Origin of the sequence: Bacillus sp. FSL M8-0063 (genome assembly GCF_038005545.1) — a bacterium.
GTDB lineage: Bacteria > Bacillota > Bacilli > Bacillales > Bacillaceae_G > Bacillus_A > Bacillus_A wiedmannii.
Map to the genome: position 1 here is coordinate 227,170 of NZ_JBBOTJ010000001.1, position 18,231 is coordinate 245,400.

The following is an 18,231-nucleotide window of genomic DNA, read 5'->3' on the forward strand; positions in this document are numbered from 1 at the left end:
TTATGTTAAATTCTTCAAGGGAATATATAAATAGGGGGCAATGATATGAACAAGAAATCAAAGATTAATAAAGTGATGCTTAGTATTAGTACAATGGCGCTATCATTAGGAGCAATTCAAACGAATGTATCAGCAGAAGAAAAGGTACCATATAATGTATTGCATTCGAAACCAGTTGGAATAGAAAAACCAGTAGATGAGATTGGACATGTTTCTAAAGCAGAGGAAACATTATCGTTTCAAGAACGTTTAAAAGTAGGAGACTTTTCACAGCGACCAGCGTCTAGTATGAAGAGCTCAGAAGTAAAGCAAATGAAAGAAAGCTATTCAATGGCTGATTTAAACAAAATGAATAATCAAGAATTAGTTGAAACGATAGGAAGTATTAAATGGAATCAAATTACAGACTTATTCCAGTTCAATGAGGATGCAAAGGCCTTTTATAAAGACAAAGGGAAAATGCAAGCAGTTATAGATGAATTAGCTCATAGAGGTAGTACATTTACGAAAGATGATTCAAAAGGAATTCAAACGTTTACGGAAGTGTTACGTTCAGCTTTTTACCTCGCATTTTACAATAATGAATTAAGCGATTTAAATGAGAGAAGCTTCCAGGATAAATGTTTACCTGCTTTAAAAGCAATTGCAACCAATCCAAACTTTAAGCTTGGTACATATGAGCAAGATGCAGTCGTATCTGCATACGGTAAATTAATTAGTAATGCTTCAAGTGATGTGGAAACGGTTCAATACGCATCGAATATTTTAAAACAATACAATGATAATCTTCATACTTATGCAGACGATCGTATGAAAGGACAAGCTGTATACGATATGATGCAAGGTATTGATTATGATATGCAATCTTATTTATTTGAAACTCGTAAAGAGGCAAAAGATACAATGTGGTACGGGAAAATAGATGGATTTATTAGTGAAATAAATCGTATTGCTCTTTTAAATGAAGTAACACCAGAAAATAAGTGGCTCGTTAATAATGGAATTTATTTTGCTAGTCGTTTAGGGAAGTTTCATAGTAATCCAAATAAAGGTTTAGAGGTTGTTACACAAGCAATGCATATGTATCCGCGTTTAAGTGAGCCGTATTTTGTTGCAGTAGAACAAATTACAACAAATTATAACGGAAAAGATTATAGCGGTAATACGGTAGATTTAGAGACGATACGTAAAGAAGGAAAAGAACAGTACTTACCAAAAACGTATACATTCGACGATGGATCTATCGTATTTAAAACAGGAGATAAAGTATCAGAAGAAAAAATTAAGAGACTATACTGGGCTGCAAAGGAAGTAAAAGCACAGTATCATCGTGTAATTGGGAATGACAAAGCATTAGAGCCAGGTAATGCAGACGACGTATTAACGATAGTAATCTATAATACTCCAGACGAATATCAGTTAAACAGACAACTGTATGGATATGAAACAAACAACGGTGGCATTTATATAGAAGAAACAGGTACATTCTTTACATATGAGCGTACGCCAGAACAAAGTATTTATAGTTTAGAAGAGTTATTCCGTCATGAGTTTACTCATTATCTTCAAGGTAGATTTGAAGTGCCAGGTTTATTTGGAAGAGGAGATATGTATCAAAATGAGAGATTAACTTGGTTCCAAGAAGGAAATGCAGAATTTTTCGCAGGATCTACTCGTACAAATAATGTAGTACCGAGAAAGAGCATCATTAGTGGATTATCATCTGATCCTGCAAGCCGTTATACAGCAGAGCGCACATTATTTGCTAAATATGGTTCTTGGGATTTCTATAATTACTCGTTCGCATTGCAATCTTATTTATATACACATCAATTTGAAACATTTGATAAAATTCAAGATTTAATTCGTGCAAATGACGTGAAAAATTATGATGCCTATCGTGAGAATTTAAGTAAAGATTCTAAACTAAATAAAGAGTATCAAGAGTATATGCAACAGCTAATTGATAATCAAGATAAATATAATGTACCGGAAGTAGCAGATGATTATTTAGCTGAACATGCACCAAAATCGTTAACAGCAGTAGAGAAAGAAATTAGTGATACGTTGCCGATGAAAGAGGCAAAAATGACAAAACATAGCTCCCAATTCTTTAATACATTTACATTAGAAGGCACATTTACAGGTAGTGTAACAAAAGGTGAATCAGAAGACTGGAACGAAATGAGTAAACGAGTAAATGAAGCACTAGAACAACTGGCGCAAAAAGAATGGAGTGGCTACAAAACTGTTACAGCATACTTCGTCAATTATCGTGTGAATAGTTCAAAGGAATTTGAATATGATGTAGTCTTCCACGGTATCGCAAAAGATGATGGAGAAAATAAAGCTCCAACGGTTAATATAAATGGACCTTATAATGGGCTTGTAAAAGAAGGAATTCAATTTAAAAGTGATGGCTCAAATGATGAAGATGGAAAAATTGTTTCTTATTTATGGGAATTTGGAGATGGCAGCACAAGTGCAGAAGTTAATCCAATACATGCATATGAAAGAGAAGGAATTTATAAAGTAGCGTTAAGAGTAAAAGATGATAAAGGTAAAGAGAGCAGAAACGAAACCACTGTTACGATTAAAGATGGAAGTTTAACAGAATTAGAACCAAATAATCGTCCAGAGGAAGCGAATCGTATTGGGCTAAACACTACTATAAAAGGTAGCCTTATCGGCGGAGATCACACCGATGTTTATACATTTAATGTAGCATCAACGAAAAATATCGATATTTCCGTTTTAAATGAGTATGGAATTGGGATGACATGGGTGCTTCACCATGAATCAGATATGCAAAATTATGCCGCTTACGGTCAAGCTAATGGAAATCATATAGAGGCAAAATTTAATGCAAAACCAGGTAAGTATTATTTGTATGTATATAAATATGATAATGGCGATGGAACGTACTCATTATCACTAAAATAAACGCTTTTCCAATGTATGTTTAACTTTACTTTTTGTGGAAAATAGTATATTATATAGATATATAATATATCGGTTATTTACTAGGAGGAGCCTGTCACAATAGGTTTCTCCTGTTCTTTTTTAGGGGCCTGTCTTACAGGCTTTTCTTTAAAGGGTAAATAACTGAAAATTAAGAACTATAATCTTTGAAAGAGGTGGGGCATACACATAACAAAAAAGGGATTGTTTAAGAAAGGGGGATAAGAAATGGCTTTGTTTGGTTATCCACTTGAAACAATTTATTTATACGGATTTATTATTGCTACTATACTTACTGTTATTTATATCTTTTTTGGAGATATATTTGAATCCATATTTAGTTTTGGAGGCGGATCGGTATCCGTTGTTACTTTATTACTTAGTTTTTTCGCCATGTTATGTGGACTTAGTTATATAGGAGAATATTTATTTTCCTTTAATAGCATTCTTATTTTTGGGGCTGCATTTGCTATATCCTTTATTGGTGTCTTCATAATGAAAATATTAATTTTAAAGCCGATTGCAGAAGCAGAACAAAACACTGTGCAGCGTATGGATGAATTCATTGGTTGTAAGGGAGAGGTCATTACGACTATTCCTACAGAAGGGTTTGGTGAAGTATTAATTTCCTCCCAATTTGGAAACAATGCAATCCTAGCTAAAACAGTTGGAAAGAAAGATATTTCACAAGGAACGGAAGTTATTATCGAGGGAGTCCAAGATGGTGTTTTACTTGTACAGAACATCGCTTATTCTTTAAAGAAACCAAAATTATAAGGGGGAATTTACATGACGATTCCATTAATTATCGGTGGAGTATTACTCGCAATTTTAATTCTACTCATTTTAGTATTCATTACAAAGTATCGAACAGTTGGACCAGATGAAGCATTAATTGTTACTGGAAACTGGCTTGGTGGCGGGAAAAATGTAGTTACCACTGATGATGGAAAGAAGATTAAGATTATTCGTGGTGGCGGTACTTTCGTAGTTCCGATTATGCAAAGAGCAGAGCCTTTAAGTCTATTAAACTACAAATTAGAAGTGGGAACACGTGATACGTATACGAAACAAGGTGTACCGATTACAGTAAATGGTGTTTCTATTATTAAAGTAGGATCTACTATTGAAGAAGTTTCTACAGCAGCTGAACAATATTTAGGAAAAGAAACAGAAGAGTTGAAAATAGAAGCAAAAGAAGTTTTAGAAGGTCATCTACGTGCTATTTTATCTTCTATGACAGTAGAAGATGCCTATAGTAATAGAGAGCAATTCGCTCAAAAGGTACATGAAGTAGCTTCTACAGATTTAAAGAAGATGGGACTTCGCATCGTTTCCTTTACAATTAAAGAAATCATGGATAAGAACGGTTACTTAGATGCACTTGGTCAGCCACAAATTGCGATGGTTAAGCGTGATGCAACAGTTGCAAATGCAGAGCGTGAAAAAGAGGCACGAATTGAAAAAGCTCGTGCTGAGAAAGAAGCGAAAGAAGCTGAGTATCAACGTGATGCACAAATCGCTGAAGCTGAAAAACATAAAGAGTTAAAAGTACAATCTTATAAGAGAGACCAAGAACAAGCTCGCGCAGATGCAGATCTTTCCTATGAATTACAACAAGCAAAAGCGCAACAAGGTGTTACAGAAGAGCAAATGCGCGTTAAAATCATTGAGCGTGAAAAGCAAATTGAATTAGAAGAAAAAGAGATTGCGCGTCGTGAAAAGCAATATGATGCAGAAGTAAAGAAAAAGGCAGATGCAGATCGCTATGCTGTTGAACAATCAGCAGAAGCGGAAAAAGTAAAACAAATGAAAAAAGCAGATGCAGATCAATATAAAATTGAAGCGGAAGCAAGAGCACGTGCAGAAGAAGTTCGTGTAGAAGGTTTAGCGAAGGCGGAAATCGAAAAAGCGCAAGGTCAAGCAAAAGCAGAAGTACAAAAAGCACAAGGTACAGCGGAAGCAGATGTTATCAGATTAAAAGGTTTAGCAGAAGCGGAAGCGAAACAAAAAATTGCAGAGGCATTTGAGTTATATGGTCAAGCGGCAATTATGGATATGGTTCTTAACATGCTTCCAAGTTATGCGAAGGAAATTGCAAGCCCGCTTAGCAACATTGATAAAATTACAGTTGTCGATACAGGCGGTGGTGGTAAAAATAGCGGCGCCGGAAAAGTTGCAGGTTATGCGACTGATTTAATGGCAACGATGCAAGAAACATTAAAAGCTTCTTCTGGCATTGATTTAAAAGAGTTATTAGAAGGATTTGCTGGAAAAGGAGCAGTACAACAATTATCAAACGATAAACCTGTTGTATCTGTAGTAGAAGATGCGAAAAAAGAAGTAGAAAAAGATAAAGAATAGTAAAGCGGGAGGAACCTCTAGTAAGTGAGATACTAGAGGTTCTTCAGTGAATTATAATATTTCGAATAATATACATTTTTATATATTGTTTTAATTATTTAATTTATATAGAATGAAAAAGGTATGTATCAACTCTTCAATAGAGAAAGAGATAGAGAGTCGCATTGATACATTTGAATCGTATGATTTATATAAAGAAATTAAATGTAAAACAATTACATTTAAAACGGTATGGAGGGGTAGAAATATGTTTCAAGGGAAATTAAGGAGTAGTAGTTTAAAAGCAAAGTTACTTGTATCATTTGTTATGATTTTAATTCTTCCAAGTATTGTAATTGGTTGGACGTCTTATCAGCAGGCCAAGACGAATTTTAATGAAACGATTGTAAACTCGGCGAAAGATAATATAAAAATTTTGGATAATGTAATTAACAAGGAATTAGATAGTAAAAAAGTAGATGCAACTTATTTTACGAAATTATTCACACACTCAAGTTACCAAGCAGACCAAATTCAAAACATCCAAAATAAACTAGAAGAATACAACAAATTACATCCAGAAATGGAAGCAATCTATACAGGATCTAGTAATGGACAGTTTATTCAATCACCAGCTATTCAGATGCCAGACGGATATAATCCTACAGAAAGAGATTGGTATAAAGAGGCAGTGAAGAAAAGCGGAGAGGTAATTGTAACTGCTCCATATAAGTCACAAACGACAGGGAATATTGTTATTACACTAGCGAAACAAAATGAGGATAAAAGTGGCGTTCTTGGGATTGACTTAATAATTAATGATATTGTTACTACTTCCAAGATGGTTAATATCGGTAAGGAAGGGTATGTAGCAATATTTGATCAAGATAAAAATGTAGTAGCACACCCGAAAATGAAGCCGGGAGAGAAATTAGAAGAGAAACTTAGTAAGGAATTTTATAAACAGGAATCTGGTGATTTTCATTATTCATTAGAGGGTGAAGACCGTAATATTACTTTTAAAACGAATAAGAAAACTGGATGGAAAATAGCAGGAATTATGCCTTCAAAAGAAATTATTGAAGCAGCTGAACCTATTTTCTATAAAACGATAACTGTTATTGGTATTTCATTAATAATTGGCGGGATTTTAATTTACTTCATAATTGCTTCTATTATTAATCCGTTAAAACAACTTGTTATATCATCGAAAAAGATTAGTGAAGGCGATTTAACAGAATCTATTGCAGTTCATTCTAAAGATGAAATTGGACAGCTAGGAGAAAGCTTTAACGAGATGGCAGCATCATTACAGAATGTCATTTCCAATATAAATACTTCAGCAGGTCATGTAGCGGCATCTTCAGAAGAATTAACAGCTAGTATGAAGCAGACGAGTGAAGCGACGGAACAAATTACACAAGCGATAGAGCAAGTGTCGAGTGGAGCGGAAATACAAACGAAAGAAGTCGAAGAAGGCGCGACATTATTAGAAGAAGTTACAGAAGGAATTCAACGTGTGGCAGACAGTTCTTCATTAGTATCCACAGCATCTATGTATACGAAGAAAAAGGCTGAAGATGGTGGGAAGTTAGTTGAACAAACGGTGAATCAAATGCAATTAATCCATGAGTCTGTTTCACAATCAGATAAAGTGATTGTGTTGTTAGATGATAAATCGAAGCAAATTGGAGCAATCCTTGAGGTAATTCAACATATTGCAGAGCAGACAAATTTATTAGCATTAAATGCTGCAATTGAGGCTGCGAGAGCTGGAGAACAAGGAAGAGGATTTGCAATTGTAGCAGATGAAGTGCGAAAGTTAGCAGAACAATCAGGACAGTCTTCTACGGAAATTGGAAAATTAGTAAAAGAGATACAATTTGACATAAAAGAAACAGTAAGCTCTATGAAGCAAGTTGGAACAGAAGTACAATCAGGACTTGTAGTTGCAAATGAAACGAAGCAAAGCTTTACTGAAATATTGAAGTCTACAGATGATACAGTTGTACAAATTGATAGTATGGTAGAAGTAGCGAAACAAATGACAGTAGATGCAAAACAAGTTAGTGCATCTATTAATGAAATTGCAGCTACGATTGAAGAAAATGCAGCAAGCGTTCAAAATATTGCTGGTTCTTCAGAGGAACAATTAGCTTCAGTAGATGAAATCAATGCAGCAGCAGTTCATTTATCGCAAATGGCAGAAGAATTACAAGAGATGATTGGGAAATTTAAAGTGTAATAAAAAATGTTAAGAAACGAGGTAGTAATTGTATCTCGTTTCTTTTTTTTGTGAAGATAAAAATAAAGAAATATAGAGTAACCGTGTTATGATTAGGTGTAATTATAAAAGACTGTAAATTCGTTAAATTCTATCTTTAATTATGTTAGGGGAATGGTTTTGAAATTTAAAAAGTTAAAACTGCAACCGAGAATTACAATAACAATTAGTACACTTATTCTAGTCGTACTTCTATTAACAAGTTATTTATTTTATTACATATTGTCTGAAACGGTAGAAGAGCAAATTGGGAAACGGGCTTTGCATGTTGCGAAAACAGTTGCCGCTATACCTGAAATCCAGGAAGCTTTTCAAAAAGAAAACCCAGCTTCTATTATTCAGCCAATTGCAGAAAAAATTCGAATTGATACAGATGCTGACTTTATTGTAGTTGGAAATAAAGAGGGGATTCGGTATGCGCATCCTGAGCGAGATAAAATAGGAGAAGCAATGGTTGGTGGAGATAATAAAGGCGTTCTATTAGAAGGGAAGTCTTATGTTTCGAAAGCAACTGGATCATTAGGCCCTTCATTACGTGGCAAAGTTCCAATCCGTAATCAGGAAAATGAAATTATTGGCGTGGTGTCTGTTGGATTTTCAATGAATGATATTCATGGAGCGGTAGAAGTATATGGAAAGCGTGTATTTTGGATTACAGTAATAGGTCTTTTAATCGGGATAATTGGTTCTATATATTTAGCCGGAAGTATAAAAAGAATGATGTTTGGGATGGAGCCAGAAGAAATTTCATCTTTATATGAAGAGCATAGTACAGTGATTCAATCTGTACGTGAAGGGATTATTGTCATTGATCAAAATGGCATGATTAGTTTAGTCAATCAAGCGGCTTATGATATTCTTTCGTTAGATGAACAGCGTAATATTATTGGAGAATTTATTTTAAATGTAATTCCTAATTCAACGATACTAGATGTACTTCAAACTGGTGAAGAACAGTTTGATCGTCAATTAAATATAAAAGGGCAGGCTGTTATTGCGAACCGTCTACCTATTAAAGTAAAGAATAAAGTAACTGGCGTTGTATCGAGTTTACGTTTGAAATCTGAAATGGATCAGTTAACGGCAGAGTTATCTCAGACGAAGCAATATACAGAGGCATTACGAGCGCAAACGCATGAATATAATAATTTGTTGTATACGCTTTCAGGTCTTATCCAGTTAGAATCATATGAAGATGCTTTAGAGCTTATTCATAAGGAAACAGCGGTATATCAAGATTTTGTTCAATTTATTATGAAGCGAATTCAAAATCCATGGTTAGGTGGAATTTTAATTGGATTCTATAATAGAGCACGAGAGTTAAAGATTGATTTTATGCTAGATCGAGAAAGTAGCTTAGATAAATTAAGCCCGCACATTGAGAGTAATTACGTCGTTTCTATTTTAGGAAATTTAATTACAAATGCATTTGAAGCAATTGAAAGAAATGAAGAGAATGATAAGAAGGTAAGGATGTTTGTAACTGATATTGGAGAAGAGATAGTAATTGAAGTGGAAGATTCAGGACAAGGGATTCATGATGAAGTCATTACTAGCATATTTTATAAAGGCTTCTCGACGAAAGAAGGCGGGAAACGAGGATATGGATTAGCAAAAGTGAAAGAGTTAGTAGAAGAGTTAAATGGAAGTATTGCAATCGAAAAAGGGGATTTAGGTGGTGCATTATTTATTATTGCATTACCAAAAGAGAGAGGCGAATTGTAATGGGTGAGGAGATTGAAGTATTGATTGTAGAAGATGATATTCGAATTGCGGACATTCATCGTCGTTTTACTGAAAAGATTGAGGGATTTAAAGTAATTGGAACAGCAACGACTGGAGAACAAGCGAAAGAATGGCTAGAGCTTGTGAAGCCACAGCTCGTTTTATTAGACGTGTACTTACCTGATATGCAAGGAACGGAACTTGTCACATATATTAGGCATAATTTGCATGATACAGATATTATTATGATTACAGCTGCATCGGAAACAGATGTAGTGAGGCACGCTCTACGAGGCGGAGTAACAGATTATATCGTAAAGCCACTTATGTTTGATCGATTTAGGGCGAGTTTGGAAAGTTACCAAAAAAAGATTTTGCAGTTAAAGAAAACTAATCAATTATCTATAGAGCAAATTGAACATTTATGGTCTCAAAGAGGCGTAAAGGGAAATGAAATAGAATATGCCCCGAAAGGGATAGATCCTTTAACTTTAGCAAAAATAAAAAAGCATATGTTAACAGTTGATGAAGAAGGTATTACGGCAGAAGTGTTAAGCTCAATGGTTGGGGTAAGCCGATCAACAGCGAGGCGCTATTTAGAGTATTTAATATCTGGAAAGAAAGTTCATGCGGAGCTTATATATGGGAGTGTAGGGAGACCAGAAAGAAGGTATTTTCTTGTTTCTTCATAACAAAAAAACAGTAGAGAATTACATTTCTTCTACTGTTTTTTCACGTCTTATATCGGAATAATTCCGATTACAATTCCCGTAATTAACATCACCATTGTCGTTCCAACAGCCCAAAGTAACGTAAAGCGTTGATGTTCACCAAAATCAACTTTGGCCATTCCGACTAATAAATACGTGGAGGCGACAAGAGGACTTAATAAGTGAACAGGTTGCCCGAGTAATGAAGCGCGTCCCATTTCAGCTGCACTAATTCCGTAAGCAGCGGCAGCTTTCGTTAAAATAGGTAGTACCCCGAAGTAAAATGCATCATTGGACATGAAAAATGTGAACGGCATACTAAGAAGAGCTGTAATAATCGGTAGTTGTGGTCCAAGAGCGTCAGGTATAAGAGTAACTACACTTTGAGCCATTGCATCTACCATTTTTGTTCCTGATAAAATACCAGTGAAAATTCCAGCGGCGAATACGAGAGAAACAACCGCTAATACGTTTCCAGCGTGAGAAGCAATACGTTCTTTCTGTTGTTCTAAGTTCGGATAGTTAAGCATAACAGCAATGGCGAAAGCGATTGTAAATAAAACAGGTAACGGCATAACTTCTAGTATGAGACAGACAAGTAAGGTAACAGTTAATAAAAAGTTAATCCATAGAAGTTTAGGGCGTTTATGAACGGCAGCTTCTACTGTGGCAGCTTGCTCATCCATCGTTTGCATTTGTTTTAAATATTGTACATCCATAATTCCTAATCGTTTTCTTTCTTTTTTGCCAAGATAGTAAGCAACGAAAACGACCCAAATTGCACCAGCGATCATCCCTGGTATAAGTGGTGTAAAGAGCTCTGATGCGTCTAGTCCAAGAGCACTCATAACCCGAGCTGTCGGTCCGCCCCAAGGTGTAAGATTTGTCACTCCTGCTCCTAACATAACAACCCCAGCTAATATAAGTGGATTCATTCCAAGGCGTTTATATAGTGGGTACATTGCGGAAACAGTAATCATATACGTTGTTGTTCCATCCCCATCTAATGAAACGATAATCGTAAGAATCGCTGTACCAACAACTATTTTTAAAGGATCTCCTTTTACAAATTTCAAAATCCTACTAATGACGGGATCGAATAAACCGCTATCAATCATAATTCCAAAATACAAAATAGCAAACATAAGCATAATACCAGTAGGTGCTAGTTTTTGAATTCCTTCTAACATCATAGGTCCCATATCTGCATAAAAACCGCCGATTAATGCGAAAGTAATTGGAATTAATATTAATGCTACTAGTGCTGACATACGTTTCGTCATAATTAAAAACATAAAGACACATACCATCGCAAATCCAAGTAGTGCTAACATGTAATCTCCCCCTCAAAAATGATTGCGCTTTCAAAATGTAATGAAAATTCAGAAAAAGTGTTTTTTATTTATCATAAAAGTATTCATTCAAATGGTAAATAATTTGAAAAATAACATCATTAGAAGCATAATTTTTATTTTGGTCATTTTGTTCACGGTAGTTAATTTGAATTTTTAAAAAGTAAGCTGCTCTCCGTAAGAATGGTAGAATAAGATGAAAATATTGAAGTGTGAAATAGGGAGTAGATTTTATATGAAAACGAGAATTGAAAAGATTTATAGTTCTTATGAAGGAAAAGTAGAAGAGATTTTTGTTAATGAATCTTCTTACGTATATGAGTGGGAAAATTTAATGATGATTCGAAAAAATAACGGTGAGCTTGAAAAAGTTGCGGTTTGTATTAGTGGAAATATAAGATTAGTAAATGTAGTTGCTGGGCAGCAAATTAATACAGATACATTATTAGTTAAGTTAGAAGATGATTTATTAATTACAGGTTGTGAATGATGAGAGATGTGTAGAAATGGCTACACATCTTTTTTGGTCTTTATATTACAAAAAGTACATTATTTTTTCACAAATCTCACACAACTTTTTGATATGCTCCTTGTGGAAGATACGGTTAGGGAGGAAGTAAAATGAGAACAAAGTATGTGACACTTGCTATATGCTTATTCTTTGTCTTTACAATAGTAGGATGTGGTAAGAAACAAGTAGAGGCTGTAGCAATTGATGAGAAACATGATAAGTGTGATATTTGCCAAATTGGGGTAATGGATAATCAATTTGCAACAGAAGTCATTTTAGAAAATGGAAAAGCGTTAAAGTTTGATGATATCGGTTGTATGTATAAATGGATGGAGATTAATCCAGGAGAAAAGACGAAAGAAAAATTTGTTCGAGATTATGATTCGAAAGAGTGGATTTCATTAGAAGATGCGACTTACGTATATGATAAAACAATAACGACACCGATGGCTTATAATGTCATTTCATTTGAAAATAAAAAGGATGCAGAGAGTTTTGTGTCTAACTATAAAGGGAAAGTTCTTTCATATAAAGAGCTAGCAGAGCATAAATGGGAAATGAATAAAGAGATGATGGGGAACCCGAAAAAGGGAAATCACGGTGGTCATCATTAATACTAAAAAAAGACAACTACATAAGTTGTCTTTTTTTAGTATTACTCAGGTGCAAATATAGAAAAGGTGTAAAATTTTTAGAAGAACGGTTACAATGGAATATAGTAACCTAAAGCAATTATTTATGTACTTTTTAGAAATGTATACAAATGCGGTAAAATCGTGCTAAACTAATTGCTTCATAATGTTAATGATGAGGCCATCAGGCACATCATTCCAATAGGTTGAGAAACATAGTATAGGTTTTAAGATAATCCGATTAAAGAAGGAATATAAAGGGCTTATGGATAAATGTACTCAAGAAGAGTTATTGTATGTGATGGAGGAATGGTTAAGAAAACATTATCTTTCATAGGAGCTGTAGTTGTGAGAAAACAAAAAATTTTATTATGTATGTTATTAGGACTTTTAATGACGGTAGTGGCTTGCGATAAGCAAGAGGAGCCAGAATCGAAACCGGTTCATGTGAAAAACGAAAAGAAAAAAGAAAAGCATAAAGAACAGGAAGAACCTAAAGAAGAAAAAAGTATAAATTTAATGGACAAACAGTTGCTACTTTCTGCGACTCTTGGTGACACGGAAACAGCTATGAAGTTGATTCAAGATGGAGCTAATATAAACGTAGAAGGTGACAACGGAGAAACTCCTATCCTTGCAGCAACGTATCAAAATCATGTAGAGACAGTTAAAGCATTAATTGGTGCAGGTGCTAATATTGAAAGTAAAGATGAGAAACAAAGTAATCCATTTCTTTATGCAAGTAGAGAAGGATATACAGACATTGTAAAGCTACTAATTAATGCAGGGGTTAATACGAAAGAAATTACTAAATCAGGTGGAACAGCACTCATTTCTGCATCTGAACGTGGCCATATAGAGGTTGTAAAAGAATTGTTAGAGCATACAGATATTGATGTGAATTATAGAAATGCTCGTGGTGGAACGGCTTTAGTAGAAGCAATCGTATTAGGAAACGGTAGTGAAAATCATAAGAAAGTAATTCAAATGCTTATTGACCACGGGGCAGATGTAAATATGGCCAATAAGGAAAATATTACGCCACTGCAATATGCTGAAAAAAGAGGTTTTAAAGATATTGCAAATATGTTGAGGTTAGCTGGAGCGAATGAAGTCGTACAGCCACAACCACAACCAGTGGAATAACAAGATAAAGAAATAAAAAGTACGAAATAATCTCATTTAGATAGACAGAATGAAGAAGTCATTTAGTATGATGGATTCAGTAATGTGTATTTGAATGGGATTTTTGTTTTGGGCATGAAAAATAGATTATGAATGGTATATGGAGTAACTAAGGAGGATATAAATGAGGCTTTCAGAACTTGATTTAATAGCAATTCAGGTAGAGGTTTTATTTGTTCATAATCAAGTAGGAAAAATGAAATATGTAAATGAACAAGGGAATCCGAAAGCACCACGCTTTTTTCTTGGCAGAACTCGTGAAGGGAGTATAACGAGATATCATTGTGATCTGGATGATGGAACGGTAGGTAAGATTGAGAAATTAATTCGAGAACCTTCAAATCATATAGAGATAGCAAAGATCATTGATGTATTAAATGAAGAAAGAACAGTGAAAAATATTTGGATGGGCCCTGCTTTCATGTTCTCTAATAATTTACATAAGCCAACTAGAACAATACAGATAACAGGGAAGAATAAAGAGCTTTTGCGAGAAAATTTTCCTAATCTAATAGAACAGATGGAATGGAGGCAACCTTACTTTGCAATTGTAAAAAATGAAAAGGTAGTTTCTATATGTTGCAGTGCTAGGAGTACGCCTGTAGCTGCTGAGGCGAGTGTGGAAACTTTAGCGGAGTTTCAAGGGAATGGATATGGTACTGATGTTGTTACAGCCTGGGCGATATCAATACAAGAAGAAAAACGCATTCCACTTTATAGTACTTCTTGGGATAATTATGCTTCACAAGCAGTTGCGAGAAAACTAAAATTGATTAACTATGGAATGAATTTGCATATCACTTAAATTTTAAAAGTAGTTGTTTGCTGTTGGGGTTCATTCGTATATTTAGATTATTGTTAAAAAAATATGGTGAATATTAACATTCGATTAACACCTAATTAACAATCTATCAAAACTGACTTAATAAATGAGTAATATAGTAAAGGTAACAGAATAACTAGGGTAGAGAACATTTGAGAACACCCGCTTACATATAACGTGCCACTTTCTTAGGTGTGCTCTATTTCCTAGAGTTCAAATAAGGAGAAAGGTGTTCTATGTAAGTAGGTGTTTTTAGTTTGGATAAAAATAGAAAAGCTAGGTGGAACAAATGTTCAAAGAACCTTATATTTCGATAATAAAATATTGGAAAGGGTACAAAACATACAAAAAATTACCGAAAACAGTTTTTCTTATGACTGGTTCAATGCTGGAGTTACCAGAGCGTGTATATGAATTACAGAAGCATGGACATGATGTATTTCTTCATTGTGATTTTATACAAGGTTTAAATACAAATACAGAGGAAGCTCTTTTGTATATTCAAGATGTTATCGGGGCGCAGGGTATTATTTCAACAAAAGGTTCGACAATTCGAAATGCTAATAAAATTGGATTAAAAACGATTCAACGCATTTTTATTGTTGATACTTTATCTCTTACAAAATCAATTGAGAATTGTAAAACGACTAAACCGAATGCGGTAGAGATTATGCCTGGGATTATGCCTTCCATTATTAAGCGGTTAGCAGAGGAAATAGAATTTCCTATTATTGCAGGCGGACTGATTCAAACACGAGAAGATGCGGAAATTGCTATTCGTGCAGGAGCAAGTGCAATTTCAACGAGTCATTATGAAGTATGGATACAAGAAGAAAAAAGGAGTGCAATCTTGTGATTGAATTGAAAAATGTTTCAAAGGTGTATAAAAATGCGGAAGAGACAGCGGTTAAAGGTGTATCGGTTCACATTAAAAAGGGCGAGTTTTTTGTTTTAGTTGGACCTTCAGGATGCGGGAAAAGTACACTATTACGAATGATTGCTGGCTTAGAAGAGATTTCTTCGGGGGATTTAATTATTAATGAACATGTTGCAAATGATTTAGAGCCGAAAGACCGTAATCTATCAATGGTATTTCAAAATTATGCGCTATATCCACACTTATCTGTAGAAGAAAACATTTTATTCGGACTTAAGGTAAGAAAAGTACAAAAAGAAGAGCGACAAAAGCGATTAATGGAAGCAATTGAAATGGTAGGACTGAAAGAGTATGTAAAAATGAAGCCAGGACAATTATCAGGGGGACAAAGACAGCGTGTTGCGCTTGCTAGGGCGATCGTGAGTCAAGCACCAATTTGTTTAATGGATGAACCACTTTCGAATTTAGATGCGAAATTACGTGCGCAAATGAGGATTGAAATTAGAGAAATTCAGCAACGGTTAGGAATTACAATGATTTACGTTACTCACGATCAAATAGAAGCGATGACTATGGGAGATCGTATCATGGTCTTAAATAAAGGGAGCATACAGCAAGTTGGAACACCGCTTGATATATATAACGAACCAGCGAATGAATTTGTTGCAAGCTTTATAGGGTCTCCTTCGATGAATATAAATGATGGAGAAATGGACAAAGAAAAAGGTGTATTACATATAGGGGAATTGCAAATTCCATTATCTAATGGACTGTTAAAGCAATTACCAGAAGGAACAATTCGAATAGGCATGCGTCCTGAACATATTGAACTGTCTGAGGAAGGGCAAGAATTCACGTTACAATCTGTAGAAGTATTAGGGAACGAATCTATATTAAATTTCGCGGTAAATGGAATAACTTGGAGTGCAAAAGTCATTGGACAGCTACTCCTGAACAAAGGTGACAAAGTAAAATTATTATTCTCGCAAGATAAGTTATGCTTCTTTCACCAAAATACGAATGAACGATTAAAAGTGGTAGCTGAAGAAGAGTTGAAAGTGGTGGCGAAATAATGATTGAGGTAGGCAAGTTACCAGCACAAGCAAAAGTGTCAAAAAAGAAGAGTTTATGGAGTAAAACGAAAGATTTAAGAATAGGATTATTATTTTTGGCGCCATCTATTTTACTATTTTCGATTTTTCTTTTTTATCCATTATTTAGGACGATTTACTATAGCTTTTATTTAACAGATATACACGGAGAAGCTAATCTTTTCGTTGGCTTAGAAAATTATCAATACTTATTTTCTGATCCTGCTTTCTACAAAAGCATAAAGTCAACTTTATTATTTGTTGTATATACAGTGCCTACGAGTATTATATTCGCTTTATTTCTTGCATTGATTGCAAATGGAAAAGTAAGAGGTATTGGGTTATTCCGTGTGTTATTTTCTTCCACTATGGGAATATCAGTAGCTGCTAGTGCGGTGATTTGGCTATTTTTATTTCATCCAAGTGTCGGGTTATTTAATAATATATTAGCCTCTATGAATCTACCTGCAATCGCATGGTTAACGAGTCCAGATTGGGCATTGTTCTCTGTATCGGTTACAACGGTTTGGGTGAATACAGGATTTGCATTTTTAGTTATATTAGGTGGTTTACAAAATATTGATACGTCTTTATATGAGAGTGCATCTATAGATGGCGCTAGCTATTTATATAAGCTTCGTCGTGTTACATTACCGATGCTATCACCAACTTTATTCTTTATCGTGACAGTAACGTTAATTAGTGCGTTCCAAAGCTTTGGACAAATTGATATTTTAACGCACGGTGGACCAAATGATGCAACAAATTTAATTGTGTACTCGATTTATAAAGAGGCGTTTGTGAATCATCAATTTGGAACAGCAAGTGCACAAGCGATGATATTATTTGTTTTCATTTTCATTACTACATTACTTCAATTTAAGTTTGCTGAGAGAAAGGTGCATTATAAATGATCGTTAAACAGTGGAAACAAAATTTCCTATTATATATGCTGCTCATTATTAGTGCAGTAATGGTGTTTTTTCCTGTACTGTATGCGTTTTTAATAAGCTTTATGACACCAGATGATATTCAAATGAGAAGGCTATTTCCGACCCAATTTACTTTTGATAATTTTATTAATATTTTTCAAAAAGTACCGCTTTTGACATACTTGTATAACAGTTTAGTTGTATCGACAGTCGTTATGATTGGACAACTTATCGTATCAAGCTTAGCGGCTTATGCTTTTGTCTTTCTACAGTTTAAAGGAAGAAACCTTATTTTCTTCCTGTTTATTTCAACGATGCTTATTCCGTGGGAAGCAACGATGGTACCGAACTTTTTAACGATTCAAAACTTCGGTTGGATCAATAGCTTTGCTGGGATGACAGTGCCGTTTTTTGCAACAGCTTTCGGTATTTTCTTGTTACGTCAACATTTTATGACGCTTCCGAATGAACTGAAAGAAGCAGCCTTTATTGAAGGGATTGGAAATGTAAGGTTTTTATTTAGCGTCGTAATTCCGTATTGTAAAACGAGTTTTATTACGCTTGGAGTATATAGTTTTTTAACAACATGGAATATGTACTTATGGCCACTCTTAGTGACCACTGATGAAAAAGTAAGAACAGTTCAAATTGGTGTAAAGCAGCTTCAGTCTCAAGAAGTTGCAACTGATTGGGGAAGCGTAATGGCCGGTGTTACGGTTATTGTCATTCCAACACTGATTTTACTATTTGTAGGGCAAAAGCAATTACAACAAGGATTAACAAAAGGTGCAATTAAATAACCAAG

The 18,231-nt window shown here is 34.6% G+C and carries 15 protein-coding genes and 1 pseudogene; 15 read left to right on the forward strand and 1 reads right to left on the reverse strand.

What is annotated here, in order from left to right:
• Positions 1-45 precede the first annotated feature (45 nt).
• From colA to MKX31_RS01145, 7 genes and pseudogenes are all read left to right on the forward strand, one after another.
• Complete coding sequence (gene colA, locus MKX31_RS01120; RefSeq protein ID WP_340979744.1) at positions 46-2,943, forward strand: collagenase ColA; 2,898 nt, start codon at positions 46-48, stop codon at positions 2,941-2,943.
• 246 nt (positions 2,944-3,189) lie between these two features.
• Positions 3,190-3,738, forward strand: coding sequence for an NfeD family protein (locus tag MKX31_RS01125; RefSeq protein ID WP_001173143.1), 549 nt, complete (start codon positions 3,190-3,192; stop codon positions 3,736-3,738).
• A gap of 12 nt (positions 3,739-3,750) precedes the next feature.
• Positions 3,751-5,325 carry a flotillin family protein gene (locus tag MKX31_RS01130; RefSeq protein ID WP_064477154.1) on the forward strand — a complete coding sequence of 525 codons (1,575 nt, stop codon included), beginning with the start codon at positions 3,751-3,753 and terminating at the stop codon, positions 5,323-5,325.
• A gap of 307 nt (positions 5,326-5,632) precedes the next feature.
• Positions 5,633-6,607 (forward strand): annotated as a pseudogene (locus MKX31_RS29175) (HAMP domain-containing protein); the annotation flags it as partial.
• An 81-nt stretch (positions 6,608-6,688) separates the two neighbouring features.
• Positions 6,689-7,549 (forward strand): methyl-accepting chemotaxis protein, encoded by an 861-nt coding sequence (locus tag MKX31_RS29180; protein ID WP_392388213.1) that lies wholly within the window; start codon positions 6,689-6,691, stop codon positions 7,547-7,549.
• A 153-nt stretch (positions 7,550-7,702) separates the two neighbouring features.
• On the forward strand, positions 7,703-9,313 hold the full coding sequence (locus MKX31_RS01140) for an ATP-binding protein (RefSeq protein WP_445661300.1): 1,611 nt from the start codon (positions 7,703-7,705) through the stop codon (positions 9,311-9,313).
• Positions 9,313-10,005 (forward strand): response regulator, encoded by a 693-nt coding sequence (locus tag MKX31_RS01145; protein WP_048562839.1) that lies wholly within the window; start codon positions 9,313-9,315, stop codon positions 10,003-10,005. Before MKX31_RS01140 ends, MKX31_RS01145 begins: the two co-directional genes overlap by 1 nt.
• Positions 10,006-10,052: 47 nt before the next feature.
• Here MKX31_RS01145 and MKX31_RS01150 read toward each other — a convergent pair whose 3' ends face one another.
• Complete coding sequence (locus MKX31_RS01150) at positions 10,053-11,357, reverse strand: CitMHS family transporter (protein WP_064477151.1); 1,305 nt, start codon at positions 11,355-11,357, stop codon at positions 10,053-10,055.
• Between the two features lie 253 nt (positions 11,358-11,610).
• Here MKX31_RS01150 and MKX31_RS01155 point away from each other — a divergent pair, with 253 nt between their 5' ends.
• From MKX31_RS01155 to MKX31_RS01190, 8 genes are all read left to right on the forward strand, one after another.
• Complete coding sequence (locus MKX31_RS01155; RefSeq protein ID WP_340979747.1) at positions 11,611-11,865, forward strand: hypothetical protein; 255 nt, start codon at positions 11,611-11,613, stop codon at positions 11,863-11,865.
• Between the two features lie 131 nt (positions 11,866-11,996).
• Positions 11,997-12,500 carry a nitrous oxide reductase accessory protein NosL gene (locus MKX31_RS01160; protein WP_064477149.1) on the forward strand — a complete coding sequence of 168 codons (504 nt, stop codon included), beginning with the start codon at positions 11,997-11,999 and terminating at the stop codon, positions 12,498-12,500.
• Positions 12,501-12,791: 291 nt separating this feature from the next.
• Positions 12,792-13,664, forward strand: a complete 873-nt coding sequence (locus MKX31_RS01165; RefSeq protein WP_000287346.1) for an ankyrin repeat domain-containing protein — start codon at positions 12,792-12,794, stop codon at positions 13,662-13,664.
• Positions 13,665-13,827: 163 nt separating this feature from the next.
• Positions 13,828-14,508, forward strand: coding sequence for a GNAT family N-acetyltransferase (locus MKX31_RS01170; RefSeq protein ID WP_064477148.1), 681 nt, complete (start codon positions 13,828-13,830; stop codon positions 14,506-14,508).
• Between the two features lie 307 nt (positions 14,509-14,815).
• The gene (locus tag MKX31_RS01175; protein ID WP_340979748.1) at positions 14,816-15,382 is read left to right on the forward strand and encodes a glycerol-3-phosphate responsive antiterminator; all 567 of its coding nucleotides are present in this window, start codon (positions 14,816-14,818) and stop codon (positions 15,380-15,382) included.
• Complete coding sequence (locus tag MKX31_RS01180) at positions 15,379-16,476, forward strand: ABC transporter ATP-binding protein (protein WP_064477146.1); 1,098 nt, start codon at positions 15,379-15,381, stop codon at positions 16,474-16,476. The genes MKX31_RS01175 and MKX31_RS01180 overlap by 4 nt, the downstream gene beginning before the upstream one ends.
• The gene (locus tag MKX31_RS01185; RefSeq protein WP_064477145.1) at positions 16,476-17,408 is read left to right on the forward strand and encodes a carbohydrate ABC transporter permease; all 933 of its coding nucleotides are present in this window, start codon (positions 16,476-16,478) and stop codon (positions 17,406-17,408) included. Before MKX31_RS01180 ends, MKX31_RS01185 begins: the two co-directional genes overlap by 1 nt.
• A complete protein-coding gene (locus MKX31_RS01190) occupies positions 17,405-18,226 on the forward strand; it encodes a carbohydrate ABC transporter permease (protein ID WP_064477144.1) in 822 nt (273 codons plus the stop codon). The genes MKX31_RS01185 and MKX31_RS01190 overlap by 4 nt, the downstream gene beginning before the upstream one ends.
• Positions 18,227-18,231 lie beyond the last annotated feature (5 nt).

Coding starts and splice junctions, on each gene's coding strand:
- MKX31_RS01190 (WP_064477144.1), top strand. CDS start 17,405: ATGATCGTTAAACAGTGGAAACAAAATTTCCTATTATATATGCTGCTC.
- MKX31_RS01185 (WP_064477145.1), top strand. CDS start 16,476: ATGATTGAGGTAGGCAAGTTACCAGCACAAGCAAAAGTGTCAAAAAAG.
- MKX31_RS01165 (WP_000287346.1), top strand. CDS start 12,792: ATGTACTCAAGAAGAGTTATTGTATGTGATGGAGGAATGGTTAAGAAA.
- MKX31_RS01160 (WP_064477149.1), top strand. CDS start 11,997: ATGAGAACAAAGTATGTGACACTTGCTATATGCTTATTCTTTGTCTTT.
- MKX31_RS01155 (WP_340979747.1), top strand. CDS start 11,611: ATGAAAACGAGAATTGAAAAGATTTATAGTTCTTATGAAGGAAAAGTA.
- colA (WP_340979744.1), top strand. CDS start 46: ATGAACAAGAAATCAAAGATTAATAAAGTGATGCTTAGTATTAGTACA.
- MKX31_RS01130 (WP_064477154.1), top strand. CDS start 3,751: ATGACGATTCCATTAATTATCGGTGGAGTATTACTCGCAATTTTAATT.
- MKX31_RS01125 (WP_001173143.1), top strand. CDS start 3,190: ATGGCTTTGTTTGGTTATCCACTTGAAACAATTTATTTATACGGATTT.
- MKX31_RS01170 (WP_064477148.1), top strand. CDS start 13,828: ATGAGGCTTTCAGAACTTGATTTAATAGCAATTCAGGTAGAGGTTTTA.
- MKX31_RS01140 (WP_445661300.1), top strand. CDS start 7,703: ATGGTTTTGAAATTTAAAAAGTTAAAACTGCAACCGAGAATTACAATA.
- MKX31_RS01145 (WP_048562839.1), top strand. CDS start 9,313: ATGGGTGAGGAGATTGAAGTATTGATTGTAGAAGATGATATTCGAATT.
- MKX31_RS01175 (WP_340979748.1), top strand. CDS start 14,816: ATGTTCAAAGAACCTTATATTTCGATAATAAAATATTGGAAAGGGTAC.
- MKX31_RS29180 (WP_392388213.1), top strand. CDS start 6,689: ATGAAGCAGACGAGTGAAGCGACGGAACAAATTACACAAGCGATAGAG.
- MKX31_RS01150 (WP_064477151.1), bottom strand. CDS start 11,357: ATGTTAGCACTACTTGGATTTGCGATGGTATGTGTCTTTATGTTTTTA.